The sequence below is a fragment of the Plantactinospora sp. BB1 genome (genome assembly GCF_003030385.1).
In the GTDB taxonomy this organism is placed as follows: Bacteria; Actinomycetota; Actinomycetes; order Mycobacteriales; family Micromonosporaceae; genus Plantactinospora.
In genome coordinates this window covers 1,135,953-1,160,926 of the sequence record NZ_CP028159.1, presented here as the reverse complement: position 1 = coordinate 1,160,926, position 24,974 = coordinate 1,135,953, and the positions used below count along the sequence as shown (strand labels likewise).

Annotated in this window: 22 protein-coding genes and 1 riboswitch; of the genes, 12 read left to right on the top strand and 10 right to left on the bottom strand. The window is 73.3% G+C overall.

Annotation, left to right across the window (positions count from 1 at the left end):
- Positions 1-13: 13 nt before the first annotated feature.
- Complete coding sequence (locus tag C6W10_RS05010) at positions 14-838, bottom strand: IclR family transcriptional regulator C-terminal domain-containing protein (protein ID WP_107256946.1); 825 nt, start codon at positions 836-838, stop codon at positions 14-16.
- Positions 839-1,311: 473 nt separating this feature from the next.
- Here C6W10_RS05010 and C6W10_RS05005 point away from each other — a divergent pair, with 473 nt between their 5' ends.
- From C6W10_RS05005 to C6W10_RS04970, 8 genes are all read left to right on the top strand, one after another.
- A complete protein-coding gene (locus C6W10_RS05005; protein WP_107256944.1) occupies positions 1,312-1,812 on the top strand; it encodes a DoxX family protein in 501 nt (166 codons plus the stop codon).
- Positions 1,813-1,946: 134 nt separating this feature from the next.
- Positions 1,947-3,194, top strand: coding sequence for an amino acid ABC transporter substrate-binding protein (locus C6W10_RS05000; RefSeq protein ID WP_107256942.1), 1,248 nt, complete (start codon positions 1,947-1,949; stop codon positions 3,192-3,194).
- A 124-nt stretch (positions 3,195-3,318) separates the two neighbouring features.
- Entirely contained in the window at positions 3,319-4,188 is an 870-nt protein-coding gene (locus tag C6W10_RS04995) for a branched-chain amino acid ABC transporter permease (protein WP_159079245.1), read from the top strand.
- Positions 4,185-6,239 (top strand): ATP-binding cassette domain-containing protein, encoded by a 2,055-nt coding sequence (locus C6W10_RS04990; RefSeq protein WP_159104470.1) that lies wholly within the window; start codon positions 4,185-4,187, stop codon positions 6,237-6,239. Before C6W10_RS04995 ends, C6W10_RS04990 begins: the two co-directional genes overlap by 4 nt.
- The gene (locus C6W10_RS04985; protein ID WP_107256936.1) at positions 6,232-6,948 is read left to right on the top strand and encodes an ABC transporter ATP-binding protein; all 717 of its coding nucleotides are present in this window, start codon (positions 6,232-6,234) and stop codon (positions 6,946-6,948) included. The genes C6W10_RS04990 and C6W10_RS04985 overlap by 8 nt, the downstream gene beginning before the upstream one ends.
- A gap of 186 nt (positions 6,949-7,134) precedes the next feature.
- Entirely contained in the window at positions 7,135-8,364 is a 1,230-nt protein-coding gene (locus C6W10_RS04980) for a helix-turn-helix transcriptional regulator (protein WP_107256934.1), read from the top strand.
- 245 nt (positions 8,365-8,609) lie between these two features.
- Positions 8,610-8,810: a hypothetical protein gene (locus tag C6W10_RS04975; protein WP_107256932.1), complete on the top strand. Its 201-nt coding sequence runs from the start codon at positions 8,610-8,612 to the stop codon at positions 8,808-8,810.
- Between the two features lie 5 nt (positions 8,811-8,815).
- Positions 8,816-9,058 (top strand): hypothetical protein, encoded by a 243-nt coding sequence (locus C6W10_RS04970; RefSeq protein ID WP_159104469.1) that lies wholly within the window; start codon positions 8,816-8,818, stop codon positions 9,056-9,058.
- 538 nt (positions 9,059-9,596) lie between these two features.
- On the opposite strand, the gene C6W10_RS04960 is transcribed toward C6W10_RS04970, so the two are convergent.
- Complete coding sequence (locus C6W10_RS04960; protein ID WP_159104468.1) at positions 9,597-10,346, bottom strand: DUF998 domain-containing protein; 750 nt, start codon at positions 10,344-10,346, stop codon at positions 9,597-9,599.
- Positions 10,347-10,398: 52 nt separating this feature from the next.
- Here C6W10_RS04960 and C6W10_RS04955 point away from each other — a divergent pair, with 52 nt between their 5' ends.
- A complete protein-coding gene (locus C6W10_RS04955) occupies positions 10,399-10,992 on the top strand; it encodes a PadR family transcriptional regulator (protein WP_234361620.1) in 594 nt (197 codons plus the stop codon).
- A 111-nt stretch (positions 10,993-11,103) separates the two neighbouring features.
- Here C6W10_RS04955 and C6W10_RS04950 read toward each other — a convergent pair whose 3' ends face one another.
- The 6 genes from C6W10_RS04950 to cbiE all read right to left on the bottom strand — a co-directional run bounded on the left by C6W10_RS04950 (position 11,104) and on the right by cbiE (position 15,840).
- The gene (locus tag C6W10_RS04950; RefSeq protein ID WP_107256924.1) at positions 11,104-11,745 is read right to left on the bottom strand and encodes a nitroreductase family protein; all 642 of its coding nucleotides are present in this window, start codon (positions 11,743-11,745) and stop codon (positions 11,104-11,106) included.
- A gap of 28 nt (positions 11,746-11,773) precedes the next feature.
- A complete protein-coding gene (locus tag C6W10_RS04945) occupies positions 11,774-12,469 on the bottom strand; it encodes a hypothetical protein (RefSeq protein WP_107256922.1) in 696 nt (231 codons plus the stop codon).
- A 2-nt stretch (positions 12,470-12,471) separates the two neighbouring features.
- Positions 12,472-12,849: a PadR family transcriptional regulator gene (locus C6W10_RS04940; RefSeq protein WP_107263669.1), complete on the bottom strand. Its 378-nt coding sequence runs from the start codon at positions 12,847-12,849 to the stop codon at positions 12,472-12,474.
- A 159-nt stretch (positions 12,850-13,008) separates the two neighbouring features.
- Entirely contained in the window at positions 13,009-13,770 is a 762-nt protein-coding gene (cobF, locus tag C6W10_RS04935) for a precorrin-6A synthase (deacetylating) (RefSeq protein ID WP_107256920.1), read from the bottom strand.
- A gap of 13 nt (positions 13,771-13,783) precedes the next feature.
- The gene (cobM, locus tag C6W10_RS04930; RefSeq protein WP_107256918.1) at positions 13,784-14,536 is read right to left on the bottom strand and encodes a precorrin-4 C(11)-methyltransferase; all 753 of its coding nucleotides are present in this window, start codon (positions 14,534-14,536) and stop codon (positions 13,784-13,786) included.
- Positions 14,527-15,840, bottom strand: coding sequence for a precorrin-6y C5,15-methyltransferase (decarboxylating) subunit CbiE (gene cbiE, locus C6W10_RS04925; protein WP_107256916.1), 1,314 nt, complete (start codon positions 15,838-15,840; stop codon positions 14,527-14,529). Before cbiE ends, cobM begins: the two co-directional genes overlap by 10 nt.
- A 169-nt stretch (positions 15,841-16,009) precedes the next feature.
- A riboswitch (cobalamin riboswitch) is annotated at positions 16,010-16,099 on the top strand.
- Positions 16,100-16,218: 119 nt separating this feature from the next.
- On the opposite strand from cbiE, the gene C6W10_RS04920 reads away from it, so the two are divergent.
- Genes C6W10_RS04920 through C6W10_RS04910 form a run of 3 tightly spaced genes read left to right on the top strand, consistent with a single transcriptional unit; the run spans position 16,219 to position 20,530 of the window.
- Positions 16,219-18,381, top strand: a complete 2,163-nt coding sequence (locus tag C6W10_RS04920; RefSeq protein ID WP_199853989.1) for a magnesium chelatase subunit D family protein — start codon at positions 16,219-16,221, stop codon at positions 18,379-18,381.
- Positions 18,381-18,995 (top strand): cob(I)yrinic acid a,c-diamide adenosyltransferase, encoded by a 615-nt coding sequence (cobO, locus tag C6W10_RS04915; protein ID WP_107263668.1) that lies wholly within the window; start codon positions 18,381-18,383, stop codon positions 18,993-18,995. Before C6W10_RS04920 ends, cobO begins: the two co-directional genes overlap by 1 nt.
- A complete protein-coding gene (locus C6W10_RS04910) occupies positions 18,992-20,530 on the top strand; it encodes a cobyrinate a,c-diamide synthase (RefSeq protein ID WP_199853868.1) in 1,539 nt (512 codons plus the stop codon). The genes cobO and C6W10_RS04910 overlap by 4 nt, the downstream gene beginning before the upstream one ends.
- 81 nt (positions 20,531-20,611) lie before the next feature.
- On the opposite strand, the gene C6W10_RS04905 is transcribed toward C6W10_RS04910, so the two are convergent.
- The gene (locus tag C6W10_RS04905) at positions 20,612-21,124 is read right to left on the bottom strand and encodes a levansucrase (RefSeq protein ID WP_107256911.1); all 513 of its coding nucleotides are present in this window, start codon (positions 21,122-21,124) and stop codon (positions 20,612-20,614) included.
- A 68-nt stretch (positions 21,125-21,192) separates the two neighbouring features.
- Entirely contained in the window at positions 21,193-24,930 is a 3,738-nt protein-coding gene (cobN, locus tag C6W10_RS04900; RefSeq protein WP_107256909.1) for a cobaltochelatase subunit CobN, read from the bottom strand.
- Between the last annotated feature and the right edge of the window lie 44 nt (positions 24,931-24,974).

The following is a 24,974-nucleotide window of genomic DNA, read 5'->3' as shown; positions in this document are numbered from 1 at the left end:
ACCGCCGTTCGGGTCAGTGCCGGGCGGCGGTGGCGGCGTCGGCCACCTCGACCTGCGGCCGGGACTGCCAGCGGGCCCAGTCCGCGCTGATCGCGCTGGCCGCCCGGATGAGCTGGGGCAGATGCTGCTCGACCAGCACCTTGACGCTGGTCTCGGCCGAGTTGACGGTGACGTTCATCGCGGCCCGGACCGCACCCTGGCCGTCCCGGATCGGCACCGCCACCGAGCGGATCCCCGGGGCGAGTTCGTCGTCGGCGAGCGCCCAGCCCCGGGCCCGGACCTCCCGGAGCATGGCGTCCAGCGCGGTACGGCTGTGCCGGACCTTCGGCTGCACCCCGGAGCGGCTGGGCTGGGCCAGCGCCGTGTCGAGCGTCTCCGGGTCGAGCGCGGCGAGCAGCACCTTGCCCTGCGAGGTCACGCTCGCCGGGAAGCGGGTGCCGATCTGCACCCGCAGTGCGATGATCTTCGGTACCGCGACCCGGGCCATGTAGACGATGTCCGAGCCGTCGAGCTGGGCCATCGAGCTGGATTCCCCGGTGGCGGCGACCAGGTCCTGCATGTGCGGGCGGGCGATGTCCCACAGCGAGAGCGCCCCGACGTACGCCATGCCGAGTTCGAGTACCCGCGGGGTGAGTTCGTAGCTGCCGGCCTCGGCGCGGACGTAGCCGAGTTCCTCCAGGGTGAGCAGGAAGCGTCGGGCGGTGGGTCGGGCCAGTCCGGCGGCGGTGGCGACCTCGCTGAGGGTCAGCCGGGGATGGTCGGCATGGAAGACCGTGATGACCTTCAGTCCTCGGGCCAGGGCCTCGATGAAGTCGGGTCCTTCGCCACGCTGTGCCATCGTCCGCCTCTATCCGTCGTCGCCGTCTCGGTGCCATCGCCCGGGTCGCCGGGCCGACCGGCGGGCGAGCGCCCACCAGTTCACCATGCGCCGAACCGGGGCGCCGGACGGTGCCCCCCGGCCCGGTCCGGCTCGGACGCGGCGGCTTCGGTGGCTCGCTCGCGCAGCATCTGACCGTCAAGCGAACACCAGTCCGGAGCCAGGTGCAAATGTTTCTACCCTGAGTCTTGACATCTTTCAGGCACCGGCGGAGATTGTGATGTGCGCCGCGTCCGTCCAGCGGACGGGCGTCCGCAAAAGCGGACGCTCAGGGCTCAGTCCTCGGAGGAGCAAGTTATGGCGCCGCCGACCGCAGTCCCAGATCCCGCTCCCACCGGTCCCGTCCGGCTCCGACGGTCCGCCGGCCGCGCTGCCCGGTCGGCCCCCGCCGCCCGGACCGGCCGGCCGTCCGCGCCGGGTTCGGCAGGTGCGGCGTGAACCTCGGGCTGCTGCTGCTCCGGCTGCTCCTCGCGGCGCTGCTCTTCGGGCACGCCAGCCAGAAACTCTTCGGCTGGTTCCGTGGCCAGGGTCCCGCCGGCACCGGCGCCACCTTCCACACCTGGGGCTTCCGGCCCGGCCGGCAGATGGCGCTGCTGGCCGGCGCCGCCGAACTGGTCGGGGCGGCACTTGTCGCGCTCGGCCTGGCCACCCCGCTCGGCGCGGCGATCGTGCTCGGCACCATGGTGGTGGCCGCCTCGGTCAACCTGCCCAACGGGCTCTGGGCGCACCTCGGCGGCTGCGAGGTGGCCGCCGTCTACGGTGCGCTGGCCGTCGTGCTGGCATACACCGGGCCAGGTGCCTGGTCCCTCGACCACCTCGTCGGGCTGGACGGGTTCGCCGGCTACGGCTGGGGCACCCTCGCCCTGGCCGTCGGGCTGCTCGGCAGCGTACCGCCGTTGCTGCGGCGGCGACGGGCCCTCGCCGCCGGCGACTGACCACCCCGCCGACCGGACCACACATCACGGGCGCCGATCCGGCGCCGGCCGGCACCCCGGCCGACAAACGAGGTCGGCGACCCCGGCCGTACCCGCGCCGACCGTTCCCGCGAAGCTACGAAAGGTACCCGACAATGCGCAGGCGCTCCCTCGCCGCCGTCGCCACCGTCCTGGCGCTCGGCGCGGCGGCCACCGGATGCGGCAACGGCTCCGGATCCGGCTCCACCGACGACCCGATCGTGGTCGGCTCGACCCTCTCCCTGACCGGGGCGTTCGCCGCCACCGGCCAGATCCACAAGATCGCCGGTGAGGCGTACGTCGCCCGGCTCAACGCCGCCGGTGGACTGCTCGGCCGCCAGGTCGAGTGGAAGGTCGTCGACGACCAGTCCGACCAGTCCAAGGTCAGCCAGCTCTACGAGCGGCTGATCAGCCAGGACCGGGTCGACCTGGTCATCGGCCCGTACGCCACCCCGAACATCCTCTCCGCGATGGCGGTCGCCCAGCGGCACGGGTACGTGATGCCCCAGCACACCGCCGTACTCGCCCCGCAGCTCACGTACGAGTGCCAGTTCCCCGCCTGGTCGATCGGGCCCACCCCGAACCGGTTCATCCCGACCCAGCTCTTCGACGCGCTGGCCGCCCAGCCCGGGCCGCCGAAGACGGTCGCCGTACTGACCAGCCAGAGTGGATCGGCCGCCTTCGTCTCGGACGGCTACGGCGATGACAAGTCCGGCGCGCTGAGCATCGCCCGGGAGCGTGGCCTCGACGTGGTGGTCGACGTGCACTACCCGCCGACGACGACCGACTGGGCGCCGATCGCCACCCAGGTACGCGACGCCGACCCCGACCTGGTGATCAACAACGGGCTCGGGGTGGACGCGGTGAACATCCTCCAGGCGATGGCGCAGCTCAACTACCGGCCGAAGCGGCTGTTCAGCCTCTTCCCGGCGCCCGGACCCCTGCTCGACCTCGGCGAGGTCTCCGAGGGCGTGCTCTCGGTGTCGATGTTCGAGCCGAACAAGCCGACCCTGGACCGGCTCGGTTCGCCGGCCACCGAGATCGTGGACGACTTCACCGCGCGGGCGAAGGCGGCCGGGCTGCCGTACCCGGTCTTCGAGACCCAGGCCGCCGCCTCGTGGAACGCCTGGGAGATCCTGACCGCCGCCGTCCGGGACACCGGCGGCACCGACCACCGGAAGATGTGCGACTCGCTGCACGGCAAGGGCGCCGACACCACCTTCAGCGGGCACCTCAGCTTCGACCCGAAGGTGCAGAACTTCTGGCCGACCACCCAGGCCATCAAGCAGATCCAGAAAGGTGACTGGGTGACGGTGTGGCCGGCCGACCGGGCCGCCGCGCCGTTCGCCCCGGCCCGTTCCTGATCGCGCGTCCGGGCCTCGGCGCCCCCGTCCGGGCCCGGACGCGCCCACCCTGACCGCGTCGTCGCACCGTCGGCCGTACCCTCCGGCGGCCCGCCGACCCGACCAGACCGAGGCGATGCCCCGCATGAACGTCATCCAGGCCGCCCTCACCGGAGCGCTGATCGGTGGCCTCTACGCCCTGATGGCCACCGGCCTCTCCGTCACCTGGGGGGTGCTGCGCGTCATCAACCTGGCCCACTTCGGCCTGATCCTGCTCGGCGCGTACCTCACCTTCCAGATCGCCACCTCGTGGCGGCTCGACCCGATCCTCACCCTGGTGGTGACGGTGCCGCTGATGTTCGTGGCCGGCGCCGCGATCCAGTGGCTCTTCGACCGGCTGCGGCTGAGCGAGTTCAACTCGCTGCTGGTCAGCTTCGGGCTGCTGAGCATCACCATCCAGTTGGTCAGCAACGTCTGGAGCGCCGACTTCCAGCGGATGCCGGCCACGGTCAACCCGTACGCCACCGGGTCGGTCGCGCTCGGTCGGCTGGTCTTCCCGGTCACCACCCTGCTGGCGTTCGGCCTCGCCGTGGCGGTGGTGGTCGGCGCACACCTGGTGCTCCGGCGTACCTTCGTCGGCCGGGCGATGCGGGCGATCGCCCAGGACCGGGCGGTCGCCGGTGCCTTCGGGGTCGACCACCGCCGGCTCAGCGTCCTGCTCGGCGGGGTGGTCGGGGCCACCGCCGCGCTGGCCGGGATGGTCTTCGCACTGGCGAACGCGCTCACCCCGGAGACCGCGTACGAGTGGTTCGGCACCGTCTTCGCGGTGGTGATCCTCGGCGGGATCGGCGAGGTGGTCGGTACCTTCGCCTCCGGCATCCTGGTCGGGGTGCTCTCCGGCGTCGTCTCGACGGTCTGGTCCCCGGCGGCCGCGCCGTTCGTGCTCTTCTCGGCGATCATCCTGGCCCTGCTGCTGCGCCCGCAGGGACTCTTCGCCGCCGGGGGCGTCCGGTGATCCGCCGGGGTGGCGTCGGGCTGCTGGTGGCGTTCCTGGTGCTCGCCGTGCTCGGCGCCTCCGCCGACCGGCTCGGGATCGGGTCGTTCTATCTGGTACTGCTCGGCTCGATCTGCTTCTGGATCGCCCAGGCGACGAGCTGGAACCTGCTCTCCGGCTACAGCGGCTACTTCAGTTTCGGCCAGGCCGCGTACGTCGGGATCGGCGCCTACACCACGGCGGTGCTCAGCGGGCGGCACGGCGTCGACTTCTTCCTCACCCTGCCGATCGCGGCCGTCCTCTCCGGACTGCTCGCCCTCGGGGTCGGCGCGGTGGCGTTCCGGCTGGGCTCGCTGCGGGGTGAGATCTTCGCGCTGCTGACCCTCGCCGTGCCGTTCATCCTGGCCGCGTTCGCCCGGATCAACCGGTCGATCGACGGGGGACAGGGAGCGAGCGTCCCGGTGCCCACGCTGCCGGGGCCGGTCAGCTCCTTCCAGCAGTTCCAGTTCCTGCTGGCGCTGCTGGTGGCGGCGCTCGCGGTCGCGGTCGCCTACGTCGTCCAGCACACCCGGTCCGGTTCCGCGCTCGCCGCGATCCGGGACGCCGAGGACGTCGCCGAGGTGACCGGGGTGGCGACGTTCCGGTACAAGATGCTGGCGATGCTGCTCAGCGGGGTGCTGGGTGGGGTGGCGGGGAGCGTCTACGCGCTCCAGATCGGCTTCGTCACCGTGGAGAGCGTCTTCGGGCTGACCATCCCGCTCTTCGTGATCGTGATGGGGGTGCTCGGCGGCCGGAGTCACTGGCTCGGTCCGGTGATCGGCGCGGTGCTGATCGTGACGCTTCAGGACCGGCTCTCCTCGTACGGCCTGGACGCGTACAACATGATCATTCTGGGTGGCATCCTCGCCCTGCTGGTCGCGCTCGCCCCCGACGGGCTCTACGCGCGGCTGCGGGCCCGTCCGCTGGTCGCCCTCGGCACCCTGGTCGGGGTGAGCGGCGGCCTGGCGGTGCTCCGGGTCTGGGGCGAACTGCTGGACTGGCTGGTCGTCGGGATGCTCGCCGCCAGCCTGGTCGCCATCGTGCTCGGCTCGCCCCGGATCTCCGCCCGACTCGGACTGCGCCCACCGGGGCGCCGGACCGAGCCGCCGAACCCGACCACTCCGGCCGACGCCAAGGTGGCCGACGCCGGGTCGGTCGACCCTGCTCCGGCTGACGTCGCGTCGCCCGAACCCGTTCCGGCGGATGTCGCCGCGACCGGTCCCGCCGCGACCCACCTGCCCACCGTCATGGACACCCGTCGGATTCCGGTCCAGGTGGCCGGGGCGCGAGGGGGCGAGTCCGGCGCGGTACTGGTCGAATGCCGTGCAGTGGCCCGGTACTTCGGCGGGGTGCACGCGCTGGAGGACGTGAGCCTGGAGATCCGGGAGGGTGAACTCGTCGGTCTCGTCGGCCCGAACGGCTCCGGCAAGACCACCCTGGTCAACCTGCTCTCCGGGACGATCCGGCCGACCAGGGGCACGATCCGGATCGGCGGGCGGGACACCACCCGGCTGGCGCCGCACCGCATCGCCCACGTCGGGATGGCCCGGACCTACCAGATCCCCCGGCCGTTCGACTCGATGACCGTCCGGGACAACGTGGCGATGGCGATCATGTTCGGGCGTACCCCGATGTCGCTGCGCCGGGCCCGGCCGATCGCCGAACGGCATCTGGAGACGGTCGCGCTGGGGCACCTCGCCGACGCGTACCCGAACGGTTTGAACCTGCACCAGCGGCAACTGCTGGAGATGGCCCGGGCGGTCGCCGCCAACCCCCGGGTGCTGCTGCTGGACGAGGCGCTGGCCGGGCTGAACCCGGCCGAGGTGGACAACGCGGTCCAGGTGGTCCGGCGCATCCACGACAGCGGGATCACCATCGTGATCGTCGAGCACCTGCTGCGGGTGCTCAACCAGCTCGCGACCCGGCTGGTGGTGCTCGACCGGGGCAGTTGCCTGGCCGACGGCGACCCGCAGACCGTGCTGAACGACCCGGCCGTGGTCCGCGCCTACCTGGGGAGGCAAGCGCATGTCTGAGCCGCTGCTACGGGTCCGCGACCTGGAGGTGCGCTACGGCGACGCGCAGGCGCTCTGGGACGTCACGCTGGAGGTGCGCGAGGGGGAGACGGTCTGCGTCGTCGGCCCGAACGGTGCCGGCAAGTCCACTCTGGTCAACGCGGTCGCCGGGATCCATCCGGCGCACCGGGGGCAGATCAGCGTCGGCGGTACCGACATCACCCGGCTGCGGGGCCACCGGGTCTGCACGCACGGGGTGGCGGTCGTCCCGGAGGGGCGGCGGATCTTCCCCCGGATGACGGTGCTGGACAACCTGATGCTCGGCGCCTACCGGCGGGAGGCCCGCCGGGAACACCGGGGCACCCTGGCCGAGGTCTACGAGATCTTCCCCCGGCTCGCCGAACGCGCCGGCCAGGGCGCCGGCAGCCTGAGCGGGGGAGAGCAGCAGATGCTGGCGATCGGCCGGGCGCTGATGGCCCGGCCGCGCCTGCTGCTGCTCGACGAGCCGTCGCTGGGGCTCGCGCCGGTCCGGGTCGACGAGGTGTACGACGCCATCGTGCGGATCAACGCGGGCGGGGTGAGCGTGCTCGTGGTGGAGCAGGACGTGCAGCGGGCCCTGGACGTGGCGAGTCGGGCGTACCTGCTCGGCGAGGGGCGGGTGGTGTTGACCGGCTCGGCCGACGAGTTGCGGGACAGCGCCGAGGTACGCCGCAGCGTACTGGGGTTGTGAGCGGGCGGCTCCCACGCCGGTAGGACCCCGATCGAACAGCACGCGTCGCATAGCCGGAAGCCTCGCTGGTGCACTCGCCGACGCGACAGTGATCCTCGGCAATACCGCCGGTGTACCGTCCAGGGTGGGCGGGCGTCGAAGTAGCGGATGGCGTTCCGCCGCCCAGACCGCTAGCTGGGAGTCGCGATGCAGACCACCATCGGCGAGCACCTCGCCCGGATTCGCCGCCGCGCCGAGCTGACACAGGAGCAACTGGCCGAGGCGTCCAGCGTCTCCGTCGAGACCATCCGCGCCCTGGAACAGGGCAAGCGTGCGTCTGCCCGGATGGCGACCCTGGCCCGGCTGGCCCGGGCGCTCGGCGTACCCACGTCGGCTCTGCTCGGCAGCGCCGCGCGGGCCGCTGCGTTACGCGAGCCGGGAGCCCGTCCGTTGGGACTGGTCGAGATCCGGCGGGCGCTCACTCCGGTGCGAGGGCTGGATGGGCAGCCGGTCGATGACCGGGCCGAGCAGCAGCCGCCGTCCGCCGCCGGGCTACTGGCATCGATCCGGGAGACCGGCCGGCTTTACCACGCCAACGACTACGCCGCGATGCTCACCGCGATGCCCGGTCTGCTCGGCGAGGCTGGCGCGCTTGTCGCCAACACGGAGGGGAAGGCCCAGTGCGAGGCGTACGGATTGCATGCCTACGCCCTGGGGCTGGCGGGACGGCTGATGATGCAGCTTCGCCAGAGCGACCTGGCGCATGTCGCGCTTGCTGCCGCCGTCGACTCCGCTGCACGGTCCAGCGATCGGGTGATCGGGGCGACGGTGGTCCGTTCGCTGTGTCGGCTGCTGCTGCGCCAAGGGCGTGTCGTCGAGGCAGAGCGGCTGGCGGTCCGGACCGCCGACGCGATCGAGCCCCGGATGTCCCGGGCGCGGCCGGAGGAGTTGGCGGTCTGGGGCGATCTGCTGGTGAGCGCCGCTGCGGCGGCTGCCCGGGACAACCGGGACGACGATGCCCTGGAGCAACTCGATCTGGCGGAAGCGGCGGCGGTACGACTTCGCGGCCGGCACCACGATCTGCTCAACATCGCCTGCACGGACCTCTCGGTGGCGTCGGTGGCGATGATGCGGGTCGAGGTGGCGGCGGTCGCCGGCCGGCCGGACCGGGCGCTGTCCCTGTCGACCGGGGTGCAGCCGTCTCCGGTGGTCGCGCCGTCGTCGTACCAGCGGCACCGACTCGACGTGGCGTCGGCGTACGTGCAGACGGGTCAGTACGGCGACGCGACCGATGTCCTTGTGGACCTGCGGGACCGGGCGTCAGCCTGGCTGCGGCACCAGCGGTACGCCCGCGACATCGTGACCGACCTGGCCGCGGCTCGACGTCGGGCGATGACAAAGGAGCTGGCCGAGTTGGCCGATCTGGTCGGCTGCTGACACCGGTACGTCTCGTACCACTCGCCGTGCCGAGCGGTCCTTCTGGTACGCCATCAACCTTCACCGTACGTAGTCGTGGCTGCACTCTTGGGCAGGGATGCCGACCGGTTGTACGGCCGGCCGGTGTCCCGGCCGGTCGGGCCGGTCATCCCCCGTGGGCGGCCCGGCCGGTGCCCGACATCCGCCCATCTGAGCGGCGCTCCGTGACCTGTGCTCTGGAGCGTCGTGGCGCATAGGAGCCCGCCATGGACCAGGAGCAGCCCCGGGAACAGACCCAGCGGCAGATCGATGAGCAGATCGCGGCCCAGCATCTGGCCGGCGACCGGTGCGAGGAGTGCGCGCCCCGGGGTGGTTGCATGCGGATGCTGGCGGTGTGGCGCCGAGGTGAGGCCCGCGCCGACCTCGCGGTGGCTTTCGTCGAGCGGACCGAGGTCGCGGGGTGGTGATCCGGATGGTGCGGCGTTGGCTCACCATTGCCTGGCCGGTCCCCGTGGAGTGTGCGTTCGCCCGCCTCGTCCTCGGCACGCACGCGTTGCGGGAGTGCGCGCGGTGTGGGCCGGACGGCTGTTCGCTGTGGTCGTGGGCGGTCGAGGTGCACCGGCGGGAGCATGCGGTTCGGGTACTGCTCGGCGGGACGCTGCCGGCGGCGGTGACGGCCGGAGATGTCCGCACGGCCCTGGAGCGGCTGTCATGAACGGGCCGGAATCTCCGCCGGGTCCGGCGGTCGACTGGGCATGGGCGTCGATCGTCGCGCACGCCCAGGGGGAGGAGTGCGGCGGCTGCCGAGATCGGTGCTGTCCGACGGTCGAGTGGGCGTTGTGGGTGGTGATTACGGACCGGCTTGTGTCGCCCGATCCGGAGCGGCGGCGGCTCGTCACGACGGTGGCGCGGCAGGTGATGCTGGCGCACTGGCCACGGACGGCCCACGGCTGCCGGCCCTGTGGGTCGGTGGAGTGTGGGCGGATGGTGCTGGCGGCGACGTGGTTGGAGGTGGTGGGCGAGCCGACGGTGCCGGACAGCGTGTTGATTCTGCGGCCGTCGGCAACCCCGAGTGTCCAGCAACTGCGTCGACTCACCGGTATGGGTTGACGAGGGAAATGGTCCCGCCGCCTGCGCTACCTGATCGGCGACGACCCGCCAGGCGGCAATGCGGCACCACCCACGGCGCATCCTCCATCGGCAGGTCGCTGACGCGTTGGCTCGCCCAGTGACGCCGCCTCAAGCGCGGGTCGTCATCCGGGCCGCCGACCGGTGACCTCCGCGACCCGCTCCACCGCATCTGCCGGAGTACGCCGGTACGCGAGCCAGCCCATTGCCACGAACCAGGCGTGAAGTTCGAGGATGCCGATCCGTTGTACGAGCCCGGCGATGCCCTGCTCGGCCCCGTCGGCGGTCGGCTGGAACGTGGCGAAGAAGGCGACCAGCAGGATCAGCGTCAACAGGCTGCCGAGCCGCAGCCAGTTGCCGAACCGCCGCCAGCCGGGTACGCCCCGGAAGTAGTAACCGGCGACGAGGAAGCCAGCGACCGGTGTACCGATGGCGAGGACGAAGCCGAGGGTGTGCGGCAGTACGGCCTCCAGGTTGAAGATGCCGCAGACGGCCTGCCCTATCCCGCTGCATCCGAGCAGTACCACCGACCAGCGGCGCAGGGCGGGCCGGCCGGTCGGAACCGCGCGGAACACCGCCACCACCCCGACGAGCAGGATCAGCCCGGTGACGACAAAGGCGCTGTTCATGTACGGCGCGGTCGCACCCATGCCGAGCCCGCTGATCGGCTGGCTGACCGGCGAGTAGTCGGTGAACCGGTGGTCGAAGAGGGTGTAGCCGTCGCTCACGACACCGAGGACGAGCCAGGCGAGGGTGAAAAGCGCCGGCCCGACGACGGCGCCCAGGGCGAGCCGTCGAGCGATCGGGTGTCCGGGCTGGACGCTGGGGCGGGTGTCGGAACGGGCGGCAGGAACGACGCGAGGGGAGATAGTCATAAACTGACTATACATCTTATGGCTAGTCCGTGGATCTGGATAGGCTCGGTGTGTGCCCGAATCACGCCGATCCGTCCTTGCGCTGGCCGTGCTGTCGATGCTCACCGAGGAGCCGATGCACGCGTACCGGATGCAGCAGTTGATCAAAACGCGCCGCAAGGACGACGTGGTGAACGTCAGTCAGCGCAACAGCGTCTACCAGACGATTCAGCGGCTGGTCCGGGACGGGCTCGTCGCCGTCGTCGGGATCGAACGCGCCGAGAATCGGCCGGAGCGCACGACGTACCGGATCACCGATGCCGGCCGGGCGACCCTGGCCGACTGGCTCCGCGCGATGCTCGCTAGCCCGACCGCGGAGTATCCCGAGTTCCCGGCCGCGCTGTCGTTCCTGCCGAACCTCTCCCCGGCCGACGCTGTTGCGGCGCTGACGCTGCGGGTGACCCGGCTGGAGGAGCGGCTCGCCGCCCTGGACCGGGAGATCGCCGAGGTCGCCACGTTCCTGCCCCGACTCTTCGGGATCGAGACGGAATACCGGCGCCAGGTCGTCGACGCGGAACTGCGGTATGTGCGCGACCTGGTGGCCGACCTGCGGGCGGAGCGGATCACCTGGCCGTTCGTCGACGGCGCACCCGGCCGCTTCGGCTGAGCCTCGCGTTTGCCGACCGGGTGCCCCTGCCAACCGCCGCTGCCGCAGCGAATCCGGTCAGGGCCGCTGCCGCAGCGAATCCATTGAGGACCGCTGCGGCAGTGAAACCGGTCAGGATCGGCGGCCCCACTGTCCTCGGTGGATCACCTCGTCGCGGTCGCGGCGGCGTCCGGCGATGGTGGGATTCTGCGGCGGCAGGTCCTCGGCCCGATAACCGACACAGATGCCACCGATCGGCGAGTACTCGTGGGGGATGCCGAACTCGGCCTTGAACGCGGCCGTGTGCGCGGGAACCTTCACCACGGGATCGAAGTCGTCGCCGGCCATCGGCATGATGCCGAAAAAGCAGGCGCCCAGCCCCTCGTCGACGGCGGTCAGCAGCATCATCAGGGTGGCCATGCCGGTGTCGACGTACCAGTACGGTGCCGGCCAGCGGGCCTCGGAGCGATCGGTCCAGCCCTTGTCGGCCTCGGCATACCGGGCCAGGTACGCGGCCTTGTGCGCCAGCGGCACCACGACGAGCGGCGCGTCCTGCATGGTCGGGGTCTGCGCGACGCGGGTCGGGACGAAGGGCCAGAACCTGGCCCGGTCGGCCGGGTCGGTGAGCGCGAGAAAGGCCCAGCCCTGCGAGAAGCCGGCCGACGGTGCCCGCAACGCACTGGCCAGGATCCTGTCGACGACGTCGGGACTGAGCGGCCGGTCGGCATAGTGGCGCACCATCCGGCGGCGGCGGATCACCTCGGCGAACTCCATGGGAATAGATCCTGCCACCGTCGAGCCGTCAGGCCGAGTTGACCTGCGCCGAGTACGGGCCGGTGGTGTCGGAGGGCTCCCGGCTGTCGCGGAGTGACAGTCGGCGGGCCAGGATCGTGGCGCCGCCGAGCGCGGCCAGCACGATGGCAATCTCGGTGACCACGACCTCTGGTGCGGTGCTGTAATCCGTCGACCAGGCGAACGCCATGGTGAGCGGCGTGACGAGGATGCCGGCGACCGGGAGCAGCAGCCCCATCATCCGGGACGTCCTCCTGATCTTCGGCACCTCGGGCAGCCAGAGCCGGACCGCGACGACCGCGCCGGTCACCACGACAGCGGCCGGCACGCCGTAGTAGACGGCGACGGCGAGCTGGATCGGTATCTCGATCGAGCGGGGGATGTCCACCGCGCGCACGAATATCGGGTACAGCACGGCCAGCGCGGCGTAGCCGAGCACGGCGCCGAGCACCGCACCGGTGAGCGCGGTGCCGAGCAGCGGGCCGTAGTGTCGGCGTACCCGTTGGACCCCGGCCTCGTCGGCGAGTCGGCGGGCGAATCCGGTCACGTCGCCGCCGAGCAACTGTGCCGGGTCGCCGCCGTCGGCGGCCGCGGCCTCCAGGTCTAGGCGCAGGTCGGCGGCGAGTGCCGCCCGATCGGCCCGGCCGACCCCGTAGGCCCGCCAGGCCCGCTCGGCTTCCGCCATGACGCTGTCGATGGTGTCCACGGTCAACTCCTGCTGGGGTCGTGGTCGGGTGGGCCGAGGAGGGCGCCGACGGTGTCGGCGAAGTGGTTCCACTGTTTCTGCCAGGCATCCAGGTGTGCCCGGCCGAGGTCGGTCAGCGCGTAGACCTTCCGGGGCGGGCCGTTCGGGCTCGCCTGCTGCTCGTCGGCGACCAGGCCCAGCCGACGCATCCGGGTCAGCAGCGGATAGATGGTGCCGTAGCTGATCACGCCGAAGTCGGCGGTCTCCATCCGGCGGACCAGTTCGTAGCCGTGGGCCGGCTGCCGGGCCAGGAGTGCCAGCAGACACATGTCGAGCACGCCGCGCAGCAGTTGGGTGTGCCGGTCGTTGTCGTCGGTCGGCTGGTGCTCCGCCGCTATCATGCGGAACATAATACCAAGCTATTCGGTCGCCCGATATACCGAAGTCATGACGAAGGCCGTGACGAAGAAGGCGGCCGCGACCCGCCCCGGCCCGCGCGCGGGGCCAGACCAGGAGGCGGTACGGGGATAAGCGGGCTATCCGGCCCGCGCGGCGGTCCGCTATCCGGTCCGGCGGCGCAGCAGATAGGTGTCCATGATCCAGCCCTTGCGCTCCCGGGCGGCCCGGCGTACCTCGACGATCTCCGGACCAACCTCGGCGAGCGGGCCGGCGACCAGGATCTCGTCGGCGGTACCGAGGTAGGCGCCCCAGTAGATCTGCACGTCGGGCTCCTCCACCCGCAGGAACGTGCAGTGCGCGTCGAGCATCACCACCAGGTCGTCCACCCCGGCCGGCCAACCCTGGGCCAGCAGCCGGCCGGTGGTGACCTGGAACGGCCGCCCGACCCGGTTCAGCCCGATCCGGTGCCGGGCGGCCAACGTCGACACGCTGCTCACCCCCGGGATCACCGCGTAGTCGAACTCGACCGACCCGTCCGCCAGCATCTCCTCGATGACCCCGAGCGTGCTGTCGTAGAGCGCCGGATCGCCCCAGACCAGGAAGGCGCCGCAGCCGTCGACCGGTACCTCGTCACGGACCAGCGCCCGCAACAGCTCCGCCCGGCGGCGACGCCACTCGTCCACCGCGTCCACATAGTCCGGTGCGCTCCGGTCCCGGTCCGGGTCGCGTACCTCCACCACCCGGTGCCCCGGTTTCGTCGGGTGCCGGCGCAGGATCTCCTGCCGCAGCCCGAGCAGATCCTGCTTGACGGCGCCCTTGTCCAAAACGAAGAAGACGTCGACCCCGGCGATCGCCTCGACCGCCTCCAGGGTCAACTGCGCGGGATCGCCCGCACCGATGCCGATGACCAGGATCTTCCGCACGACCGGCCGCCCCCTAGCGCTTCGCCGAGCGGTCGCGGCCGGCGGAGTAGAGGTAGGAGTCCGGGAAACCCTCGGCGGCGAGCACCCGGCCCACCACGATCACGGCGGTTCGGCGTACCCCGGCCTGCTCGACCTGGTCGGCGATGTCGGCGAGGGTACCGCGCAGCACCAGCTCGTCGGGGCGGCTGGCCCGGGCCACCACCGCGACCGGGCAGTCCGCGCCGTAGTGCGGGACGAGCTGCTCGACAAGGTGACGGGTCCGGCCGACCGCCAGGTGCAGCACCAGGGTCGCCCGGCTGGCGCCGAGCACGGCGAGATCCTCGGTCTCCGGCATCACCGTGGACCGGGCGCGGGCCCGGGTCAGGATGACCGTCTGACCGACCGTCGGCACGGTTAGCTCCCGGCCCAGCGTCGCGGCGGCGGCGGCGAAGGCCGGCACCCCGGGCACGATCTCGTACGGTACGCCCGCCTCGTCGAGCCGGCGCAGCTGCTCGGCCACGGCACTGTAGATCGACGGGTCGCCGGAGCAGAGCCGGGCCACCTCGTGGCCGGCCCGATGGGCGTCCACCATCCGGGCCACGATCTCGTCCAGGGTGAGGTCGGCGGTGTCCACCAGTTCCGCATCCGGCGGGCACGACTCCAGCAGCTCGGCCGGGACCAGGCTGCCGGCGTAGAGGCAGACCTGGGCGCGGGCCAGCACCCGCTGACCCCGTACGGTGATCAGGTCGGCGGCGCCCGGTCCGGCGCCGATGAAGGTCACCGGCACGGCTTGACCACCGCCCACTGCACCAGGGCCCGGGCCGGCTTCCACGCGGTGAAGCCGCCCAGCGGTGCGGCCCGCTCCACGCCGAGCCGGGTCAGGTCGCCGCCGAGGCGATCGGCACGGATGGTCAACTCGCGTTCCCCCTCGATCGTCACCGCGTGCGCGACCAGCCGGCCACCCGGGGCCAGCGCCGCCCAGCACGCGTCCAGGAGACCGTCGGCGGCCAGCCCGCCGCCGACGAAGACCGCCGCCGGGGTGGGCAGCCCGGCCAGCACCGCCGGAGCCCGGCCGACCACCACCGCCAGCTCCGGCACCCCGAGCGCCGAGGCGTTGCCGACGATCCGCTCGGCCCGGTCCGCCCGCGCCTCGACCGCCACCGCCCGGGCGTTCGGCTCGGCCCGCAACCACTCGATGCCGATGCTGCCCGAACCCGCGCCGACGTCCCAGAGCAGCTCGTCGGGGGCCGGGGCGAGCCGGGCCAGCGCCAGCGCCCTCGCCTCCCGCTTGGTCAGCGCGCCGTCGTGCGCGTACGCCTCGTCGGGCAGCCCCGGCACCGTCGACCGGAGTACGGCGTCCGGCCCGGCCGTGGCGTGCACCGCCACCACGTTCAACGGATCACCCGGCGGATGCGACCACTCCTCGGCCGTCCCGTCGAGCCGACGCTCCCGACCGCCGCCGTCGAGCTGCGGCTCCTGCCCGCCGCCGTCGAGCTGCGGCTCCCGACCGGTGCCGTCGAGCTGCGGCTTCCGCCCGGTGCCGAGGGACGAGAGCACGACCAGCCGGCTCGCCCCGTAGCCGGCGTCGGTGAGCAGGGCGGCCAGGGCCGACGGAGTGGACGCGTCCGCGCTGAGTACCAGGATCCGCCGGCCGGGGGCGAGCACCCGGCGTACCCGGGCCAGGTCGCGGCCGACCGCGCTGACCACGGCGACCCGCTCGACCGGCCAGCCGAGCCGGGCACAGGCCAGGCTGATCGACGACGGGTGCGGCAGTACCTGCACCCGGTCCGGGCCGACCAGTTCGACGATCCGCACCCCGATCCCGAACCACATCGGATCGCCGCTGGCCAGGACGGCGAGCCGGCGATCGGCGTACCCGTCGAGCAGGCCGGGCAGCGCCGGCAGCAGCGGGCTCGGCCAGCTCACCCGCTCGGCCCGCAGCTCCGCCGGGAGCAGGTCGAGCTGCCGGCGTCCGCCGAGCACGACCTCGGCGTCTTGCAACGCCCGCCGGCCGGCGTCGCCGAGCCCGGCCCAGCCGTCCGCGCCGATGCCGACCACGGTCAGCCCAGCTCTGGCACTCGTCGCGGTCACGAGCCGGAACGTTAGCCGACCCGCCGCCGCCGATGCCCCGCCGGGTGAGCCGGGTCATCGTCGGACCCGCCGGCCCGCCGGTGCCGTGGACCACCGCGATCCGAGCTGCGCCGCCGCCGACGGTGCCCGGTCGGCCGGGCTGTGTCATCATCGGCGGCGACGGTGCGGCGAGGAACACCGGTGGGTCGGTCCGACAGGGCCGGCGACTCCGGGGCGGTCCCGCCACTGTGACCGGCCGACGGCCGGGAGCCAGACACTCCGCCCCCGTCCCGGGTCGGCCCTCCGGGCGGCCCGGTACCGGACCGGTCGCGGGCGTGGACACCCGCGAGGCAGGAGGTTGGCCCCGTGCGGTCGTACCCGTTCTCCGCCGTCGTCGGAATGGACGACATGGCCCTCGCCCTCACCCTCAGCGCCGTCTCGCCGGCCATCGGCGGGGTGCTGATCCGGGGCGAGAAGGGGACCGCGAAGTCCACCATCGTCCGGGCGCTGACCGCACTGCTGCCACCGGTGACCGTCGTCACCGGCTGCCGGTTCTCCTGCGATCCGGCCGCACCGGACCCGGACTGCCCGGACGGGCCGCACGAACCGGCGGCACCGTCGGCGACCCGGCCGGCCCGGCTGGTCGAGCTGCCGGTCGGCGCCACCGAGGACCGGGTACTCGGCGCCCTGCACCTGGAACGGGCGCTGCGCGACGGCGTCACCGCGTACGAGCCGGGGCTGCTCGCCTCGGCGCATCGGGGACTGCTCTACGTCGACGAGGTCAACCTGCTGCACGACCACCTGGTCGACGTGTTGCTGGACGCGGCGGCGATGGGTCGGGCCACCGTGGAACGGGAGGGCGTCTCGGTCGCCCACGCCGCCCGGTTCGTCCTGGTCGGCACGATGAACCCGGAGGAGGGGGAACTCCGCCCGCAACTGCTGGACCGGTTCGGCCTGACCGTCGAGGTGGCCGCCAGCCGGGACCCGGCGGTACGGGCCGAGGTGACCCGGCGGCGACTCGGCTACGAGGCGGACCCGGACGGGTTCGCCGGCCGGTACGCGGCGGCGGACGCCGAGCGCGCCGCCCGGATCGCCCGAGCCCGTCGGCTCCTCCCCGAGGTGAAACTCGACGACGACACCCTGTACCGGATCGCGATGGTCTGCGCCTCGTTCGAGGTGGACGGGATGCGCGCCGACCTGGTGACCGCGCGGACCGCGATGGCGCACGCCGCGTGGTGTGGGCGTACCACGGTCACCGGGGTGGACATCCGTGCCGCCGCCCGGCTGGCGCTGCCGCACCGGCGTCGGCGGGACCCGTTCGACCCGCCCGGCATCGAACAGGAGCGGCTCGACCAGGCGCTCGCCGACGCCGGACTCGACCAGCCGGCCGAGCCGCCCCCGGACGGTGGTCCGCCGCCGCAGGGTCCCGGGTCGGACGAGCCCGATCCGGGTGGGCCGGGTGGTGCCCAGCCACCGGACGACGGCCCGGTGCCGGGGAACCCGCCGGGCACCGGTCCCGCCCCGGGGGCCGACGCCGGGCCGGACGGCACGACCGACGGCATGGGAGCCGAGCGGCCGGACCGGGTGCAGGTGCCGGCCGGGCCGCACGGCTCGGCGGCACCGGACGGCTCGGCGGATCCGGACAGGCCGGCGGGCGAGGGGTCGGGTGGCAGCCGGACACTCGCCGCCGGGCGGCCGTACCGGGCCCGGCTGCTGGTCGTACCGGGCGTCGGGGCGGGCGTCGCCGGGCGCCGCTCACCGGCGGTCACCACGGTCGGGCAGACGATCCGGACCACGCCGGCCGGGGCGGCTGCCGGCAACCGGCCACACCTGGTCGCCACGCTCTGGGCGGCAGCCCCGCACCAGCGGCTGCGCGGCCGGCGCGGCCCGGGGCTGGAACTGCGGCCGCAGGACCTCCGGGTGCCGGTACGGCAGGGCCGGGAGGGGAACCTGATCCTCTTCTGCGTCGACGCCTCCGGCTCGATGGCGGCGCGGCAGCGGATGCGCGAGGTGAAGACCGCCGTACTCTCGCTGCTGCTCGACGCCTACCAGCGGCGGGACAAGGTGGGTCTGGTCACCTTCCGGGGCAACGCCGCCGAACTCGCGCTGCCACCGACCTCCAGTGTGGACGTCGCCGCCACCCGGCTGGCCGGGCTGCCGACCGGTGGCCGTACCCCGCTGGCCGAGGGACTGCTCCGGGCCGGTGCGGTGCTGCGGGTGGAACGGATCCGGGACCCGCGCCGCCGCCCGCTGCTGGTGCTGCTGACCGACGGTCGGGCCACCGCCGGGCCGGACGCGGTGGCCCGCTCCCGGTACGCCGCCCGGCTGCTCGCCGGCAGCGGTGTCCGCTCGGTGGTGGTCGACTGCGAGGCGGGGCGGATCCGGCTCGGCCTGGCCGTCGAACTCGCCGACGCACTCGGTGCCGAACACCTGCCACTGGAGCGGGTCGCCGCCGCCACCCTGACCGGTGCGGTACGCGATCGCACCGGTACGCGTACCCGAAACGACCATGCCCGGGACGCCTCCGGCGGCGTCGGGAGCCGGTGGGGGAGGGCTGCCTGATGCCGCAGGGACAACCGGAGACGGTACCCGCCGACGGGCTGACCACCCGGCAGCGCCGCAACCGGCCACTGCTGATGGTGCACACCGGCCCGATGAAGGGTAAGTCGACGGCCGCCTTCGGGCTGGCCATGCGGGGCTGGCACCAGGGCTGGTCGATCGCGGTCTTCCAGTTCGTCAAGTCGGCCCGCTGGCGGGTCGGCGAGGAGTCCGCGCTGCTCGCCCTCGGCCGGCTGCACGAGCAGACCGGCGAGGGCGGCCCGGTGCAGTGGCACAAGATGGGCGCCGGCTGGAGTTGGAGCCGCCGGCCGGGCAGCGAGGCCGACCACGCCGCCGACGCCCTGGAGGGCTGGCGGGAGATCCGGCGCCGGATCGCCGAGGAACGGCACCAGCTCTACGTGCTCGACGAGTTCACCTATCCGATGAAGTGGGGCTGGGTGGACGTGGCCGAGGTGGTCGACACCCTGCGGAACCGCCCCGGCCACCAGCACGTCGTCGTCACCGGCCGGGACGCCGACCCCCGACTGGTCGAGGCCGCCGACCTGGTGGTCGAGATGACCAAGGTGAAGCATCCGATGGACACCGGTCAGAAGGGACAGCGGGGGATCGAGTGGTGACCCGGCTGCCCCGGGTGGTGATCGCCGCGCCCGCCTCCGGGCAGGGCAAGACCACGGTGGCGACCGGACTGATGGCGGCGCTGCGCGACCGGGGCCTGACGGTCAGCGGCCACAAGGTCGGCCCCGACTACATCGACCCCGGCTACCACGCGGTGGCGACCGGCCGGCCGGGCCGCAACCTCGACCCGCACCTACAGGGTGAGGAGCGGATCGTCCCGCTGCTGCGGCACGGCGCGAACGTGCCGACGCCGGCCGACATCGCGGTGATCGAGGGCGTGATGGGGCTGCACGACGGCGCCATCGGCCGGGAGGGCTTCGCCTCCACCGCGCACGTCGCCCGGCTGACCCGCAGCCCGGTGCTGCTGGTGGTCGACGTCTCCGGCGCCTCCCGCAGCATCGGCGCGCTGGTGCACGGCTTCGCCAACTACGACCCGGAACTGAGCATCGCCGGGGTGATCCTGAACAAGGTCGGTTCGGAGACGCACGAGGCGGAGGTGCGCCAGGCGGTCGCCCGGACCGGCGTACCGGTGCTCGGGGCGCTGCGCCGGGACGCGTCCCTGGACACCCCGAGCCGGCACCTCGGACTCGTACCCGCCGCCGAGCGCGGGGCGGCGGCCCGGCGTACCGTCGACGCGCTCGGCGGGCAGCTCGCCCGGGCGGTGGACCTGGACGCGGTGCTCGCCGTCGCCCGGCAGGCGCCGGAGTTGCCGGCCGGGCAGTGGCGACCCGCCGAGGAGGTGCCCCGGCTGCCCCCGGTGACGGTCGCGGTCGCCGGGGGTTCGGCGTTCACCTTCCGGTACGCCGAGACCGACGAACTCCTGGCGGCTGCCGGCCTCCGGGTCGTACCCGTCGATCCGCTCCGCGACGAGGAGCTGCCGCCGGAGTGCGCGGGTCTCTACCTCGGCGGCGGTTTCCCCGAGGTCTACGCGGCGGAACTCTCCGCCAACGCGCGACTGCGTGACGCGGTCGGCCGGGCGGCCCGGGCCGGGATGCCGGTGGTGGCCGAGTGCGCCGGGCTGCTCTACCTCTGCCGGGACCTCGACGGCCACCCGATGACCGGCGTGCTGGACGCCTCGGCCCGGATGACCGGCCGGCTCACCCTCGGCTACCGGGAGGCGGTCGCGGCCGGCGCCAGCCTGCTCGCCGAGCCGGGGACCATGGTGACCGAGCCGAGGACGACGGTTACCGGGCCGGAGACGATGGTTACCAGGCCGGAGACGGTGGTGACCGGGCCGGAGACCGTGGTGACCGGGCACGAGTTCCACCGCACCCGGGTCGAGTACGGCCCGGGGCGGGTGCCGGCCTGGCGGTTCCGGCCCCGGCCCTCCCGCCCGCACGGGCTCGACGCGACGGTCGAGGAGGGCGCGGTCGACGGCAACCTGCACGCCTCCTACCTGCACGTGCACTGGGCCGGGCATCCGGCGCTGGCCGCCCGGTTCGTCACGGCGGCGGCCCGGTACGCCGGGACCGCGCTCCGGCCAACTCCGGCCGCCGAGCGACAGAACCATCGGGGAGGTGCACCGTGGTTGACCTGACCGTACTCCTGGTCCGCCTCTGTCGCCGGGGTCGAGGCCGGCGCCCCCGTGCGCTGACCGATCAGTCGACGGCGTACGGGATCAGTTGCCGGGGAAGTAGGCGGCGAGCTTCCGGCGGAAGTGGCCCGAGTAGAGCCGGCCGAGCGCCGAGTTGCCCCGGAAGCAGGCGGCCGTGCCGGTGCCGGCGTCCACCACCACCGGGCGGGCCATGGCAGCGAACCGGACCCGCTGCCCGTGCTGTGCCCAGGCCACCGCCTCCGGCTCGACCTGCGTGCTCACCAGGGTGGGGAAGACCGCGACTCCGCTCTGCAAGCCGCGCAGCTGCCCCTTGCGGGCCACGACGTTGTCCAGGGCCGAGGTGGTGAACTGCTCGATCGCGCTCGCCGTGACCACGGGTGCCGGCGCGGCGATGGTGAACAGGTGCAGCTTGGTGGCCATCCATTGCACCTTGAAGTCGGCGCGGTAGCCGACCAGCACCGGTACGCCGGCCCAGTCCTCGGTCGTCACGACACACCCGTCGGCCCGCAGCCGCTCTGCCGTGGCGTCGAGATAGGTCCGGACCGGGTCCGTGGTCGTCCTGTCCGTCTGTTCCATCTGCCCCACCTGTTCCTCGCTGCCTCCGCCGGTCCGCCCGGCGACGTCATCTAACGCCAACCGGACGGTCACGTCGAGCCGGCACCTCGGTCGCCGTCCTCAAGATCACCTTCGAGTCGGAGGTACGTCTCCCGCAGCGCCGCCATCGTCGCCGGGTCCGGCTTGGCCCAGAGCCCCCGGTCGGCCGCCTCGGAGAGCCGCTCGATGATGTTGCGCAGCGCCCACGGGTTGGACCGGCGCAGGAACTCCTGGTTCTCCGCGTCGAGGGCGTACGTCTGCGCCAGGTCCTCGTACATCCAGTCGGCGACGACCCCGGCGGTGGCGTCGTACCCGAAGAGGTAGTCCACGGTGGCGGCCAGCTCGAACGCACCCTTGTAGCCGTGCCGGCGCATCGCCGCCAGCCAGCGCGGGTTCACCACCCGGGCCCGGAACACCCGGGCGGTCTCCTCGGTCAGCGACCGCGTCCGCACCGCGTCCGGAGTCGTGCTGTCCCCGATGTACGCCCTCGGCGCCTGCCCGGTCAGCGCCCGCACCGTGGCGATCATCCCGCCGTGGTACTGGAAGTAGTCGTCGGAGTCGGCGATGTCGTGTTCCCGGGTGTCGGTGTTCTTCGCCGCCACCGCGATCCGCCGGTACGCGTCCTCCATCTCCTCCCGGGCCGGCCGCCCGTCCAGGCCGCGCCCGTAGGCGAAGCCGCCCCAGACGGTGTAGACCTCGGCCAGGTCGGCGTCGTCGCGCCAGTTCCCGCTGTCGATCAGCGGCAGCAGCCCGGCCCCGTACGCGCCCGGCTTGGAGCCGAAGATCCGGCTGGTGGCCCTGCGCTCGTCGCCGTGCCGGGCGGCGTCGGCCCGGACGTGTGCGCGCAGGAAGTTCTGCTCCTCCGGCTCGTCGAGCGCGGCCACCGCCCGGATCGCGTCGTCGAGCAGCAGCACCACGTGCGGGAAGGCGTCCCGGAAGAAGCCGCTGATCCGCACCGTCACGTCGATGCGCGGCCGGCCCAGCTCGGCCAGCGGCACGATCTCGAAGCCGTTGACCCGGCGGGACGCCTCGTCCCAGGTCGGCGTCACGCCGATCAGCGCCAGCACCTCGGCCACGTCGTCCCCGGCGGTACGCATCGCCGAGGTGCCCCAGGCGGAGAGCCCGACCGAGCGCGGCCACTCCCCGGTGTCCCGGCGGTAGCGCTCGACCAGCGAGGTCGCCATCGCCTGCCCGGTGGCGTACGCCAGCCGGCTCGGGATCGCCTTCGGGTCCACCGTGTAGAAGTTCCGGCCGGTCGGCAGCACGTTGACCAGTCCGCGCAGCGGCGACCCGCTCGGCCCGGCCGGCACGTACCCGCCGTCGAGGGCGTGCAGCAGGTGGGTCAGCTCGTCGGTGGTCCGGGCCAGTCGGGGTACCACCTCGGTGGCGGCGAACTCCAGCACCGGGCGTACCGCAGTGCCGCGCGGGTCGCCGTCGCCGAGCACGTCACGCAGTACGGCCGGTACCGCCTCGACCGCCCAGTCCCGGGCCTGGAGCGCCTCGACCAGGGTCCGGGCCACCGCCTCGACCCGGTCCACCTCGGCGGTGCCCTGCTCGTCCGCGCCCTCGGTCAGGCCGAGCGCGGCCCGCAGCCCGTCGACGGCGCCGGCCTGCCCGCCCCAGACCTGCCGGGCGCGCAGGATCGACAGCACCAGGTTCACCTGTGCCGCGCCGCTCGGCGGTTCGCCGAGCACGTGCAGGCCGTCCCGGATCTGCGCGTCCTTGACCTCGCAGAGCCAGCCGTCCACGTGCAGCAGGAACTCGTCGAACTCGGCGTCGTGCGGGCGCTGCTCCAGCCCGAGGTCGTGGTCGAGCCGGGCGGCCTGGATCAGCGTCCAGATCTGCCCCCGGATCGCCGGCAGCTTGGCCGGGTCCATCGCGGCGATGTTGGCGTACTCGTCGAGGAGCTGCTCCAGTCGCGCGATGTCGCCGTAGCTCTCCGCCCGGGCCATCGGCGGCACCAGGTGGTCGACGATCACCGCGTGCGCCCGCCGCTTCGCCTGCGCGCCCTCGCCGGGATCGTTGACCAGGAACGGATAGACCAGCGGCAGCGAGCCGAGCACCGCGTCCGGACCGCAGGAGGCGGAGAGCCCGACGGTCTTGCCCGGCAGCCACTCCAGTGAGCCGTGTTTGCCGAGGTGCACCACGGCGTCCGCGCCGAACTCCTCGTCCAGCCACCGGTACGCGGCCAGGTAGTGATGCGTCGGCGGCAGGTCGGGATCGTGGTAGATGGCGACCGGGTTCTCGCCGAAGCCGCGCGGCGGCTGGATCATCAACACCACGTTGCCGGCCCGCAGGCAGGCGAGCACGATCTCGCCGTCCGGGTCGCGCGAGGTGTCGACGTAGAGCTGTCCGGGTGGCGGCCCCCAGTGCGTCACCATCGCCTCGCGCAGCTCCGCCGGCAGCGCCTCGAACCAGCGCCGGTACCGGCCCAGCGGGATCCGTACCGGGTTGGCGGCGAGCTGCTCCTCGGTCAGGAACTCCTGGTCCTGGCCGCCGGCCGCGATCAGCGCGTGGATCAGCCGGTCACCGTCGGGCAACCCGGCGTCCCGGGAGCCGGCATCAGGGGAGTCGGCGCCGGGGGAGCGGGCGTCGGGTCCGGTCTCGCGGACGGTCGCCCGGACGAGTCCGGGCAGCGCGTCCGGACCGTCGACCGGGCCGACGTCGTAGCCGAGGTCGCGCATCGCCCGGAGCAGGCGTACCGCGCTTTCCGGGGTGTCCAGCCCGACCGCGTTGCCGACCCGGGCGTGCTTGGTCGGATAGGCCGACAGCACCAGGGCGATCCGGCGCCGGTCGGCCGGGGTGTGCCGGAGCCGGGCAAGCCGGACGGCGGTGCCGGCGACCCGGGCAGCCCGCTCCGGGTCCGCGACGTAGCGCGGCAGCCCGTCGGTGTCGGTCTCCTTGAACGAGAACGGCACCGTGATCAGCCGCCCGTCGAACTCCGGCACCGCGACCTGGGTCGCCGCGTCCAGCGGGGAGAGGCCGTCGTCACTGTCCGACCAGGCCGCCCGGGTGGAGGTGAGGCAGAGCGCCTGGAGGATCGGCACGTCCAGCGCGGCCAGCGCCCCGACGTCCCAGGCTTCCTCGGTGCCGCCGGCGGCGGCGTCTGCCGGCCGGGTGCCACCGGCGGCCAGCACCGTGACCAGCAGCGCGTCGGCCGCACCGAGCGTCGCCAGCAGCTCCGGTTCCGGGGTACGCAGGCTGGCGCAGAAGACCGGCAGCGCCCGGCCGCCCGCCTCCTCGACGGCGTCGGCGAGCGCGTCGACGAAGCCGGTGTTCCCGCTGAGCTGGTGCGCCCGGTAGTAGAGGATCCCGACCACCGGCCCGGTCGCCGGACCGGCCGGGCGGGGCCGGACGCCCCAGTTAGGTTGCGCGACCGGCGGGGCGAAGCCGTGCCCGGTCAGCAGCACCGTGTCGGAGAGGAAGGCGTGCAGTTCGCGCAGGTTCTCCGGCCCGCCCTGGGCCAGGTAGCCGTGCGCCTGCGCGGCGGTGCCGGCCGGCACCGTGGACCGGGCCATCAGGTCGGCGTCCGGGGTCTGCTCGCCGCCGAGCGCCACCACCGGCCGGGTGCCGGCCCGCAGTGCCGCCAGCCCCTCGGCCCACATCCGGGCGCCGCCGAGGATGCGCACCACCACCAGGTCGACGCCGTCGACCAGGTCGGTCAGCTCGGCCGGGTCGATCCGGGCCGGGTTCGCCAGCCGGTACGCCGCGCCGCTGGCCCGGGCCGACAGCAAATCGGTGTCCGAAGTGGACAGGAGCAGGATGGTGGCAGCGTCCGCCGCAGGCATGGGTGGCTCCTCCCCGGGTCCGCGCCCGTGGTCGTGGTCCGTTG

What these genes read in the sequence shown, in the direction of transcription:
- C6W10_RS05010 (WP_107256946.1), bottom strand. Translation starts at nt 838, where the DNA reads ATGGCACAGCGTGGCGAAGGACCCGACTTCATCGAGGCCCTGGCCCGA.
- C6W10_RS05000 (WP_107256942.1), top strand. Translation starts at nt 1,947, where the DNA reads ATGCGCAGGCGCTCCCTCGCCGCCGTCGCCACCGTCCTGGCGCTCGGC.
- C6W10_RS04995 (WP_159079245.1), top strand. Translation starts at nt 3,319, where the DNA reads ATGAACGTCATCCAGGCCGCCCTCACCGGAGCGCTGATCGGTGGCCTC.
- C6W10_RS04985 (WP_107256936.1), top strand. Translation starts at nt 6,232, where the DNA reads ATGTCTGAGCCGCTGCTACGGGTCCGCGACCTGGAGGTGCGCTACGGC.
- C6W10_RS04980 (WP_107256934.1), top strand. Translation starts at nt 7,135, where the DNA reads ATGCAGACCACCATCGGCGAGCACCTCGCCCGGATTCGCCGCCGCGCC.
- C6W10_RS04975 (WP_107256932.1), top strand. Translation starts at nt 8,610, where the DNA reads ATGGACCAGGAGCAGCCCCGGGAACAGACCCAGCGGCAGATCGATGAG.
- C6W10_RS04970 (WP_159104469.1), top strand. Translation starts at nt 8,816, where the DNA reads ATGGTGCGGCGTTGGCTCACCATTGCCTGGCCGGTCCCCGTGGAGTGT.
- C6W10_RS04960 (WP_159104468.1), bottom strand. Translation starts at nt 10,346, where the DNA reads ATGACTATCTCCCCTCGCGTCGTTCCTGCCGCCCGTTCCGACACCCGC.
- C6W10_RS04950 (WP_107256924.1), bottom strand. Translation starts at nt 11,745, where the DNA reads ATGGAGTTCGCCGAGGTGATCCGCCGCCGCCGGATGGTGCGCCACTAT.
- C6W10_RS04940 (WP_107263669.1), bottom strand. Translation starts at nt 12,849, where the DNA reads ATGATAGCGGCGGAGCACCAGCCGACCGACGACAACGACCGGCACACC.
- C6W10_RS04920 (WP_199853989.1), top strand. Translation starts at nt 16,219, where the DNA reads ATGGACGACATGGCCCTCGCCCTCACCCTCAGCGCCGTCTCGCCGGCC.
- cobO (WP_107263668.1), top strand. Translation starts at nt 18,381, where the DNA reads ATGCCGCAGGGACAACCGGAGACGGTACCCGCCGACGGGCTGACCACC.
- C6W10_RS04905 (WP_107256911.1), bottom strand. Translation starts at nt 21,124, where the DNA reads ATGGAACAGACGGACAGGACGACCACGGACCCGGTCCGGACCTATCTC.
- cobN (WP_107256909.1), bottom strand. Translation starts at nt 24,930, where the DNA reads ATGCCTGCGGCGGACGCTGCCACCATCCTGCTCCTGTCCACTTCGGAC.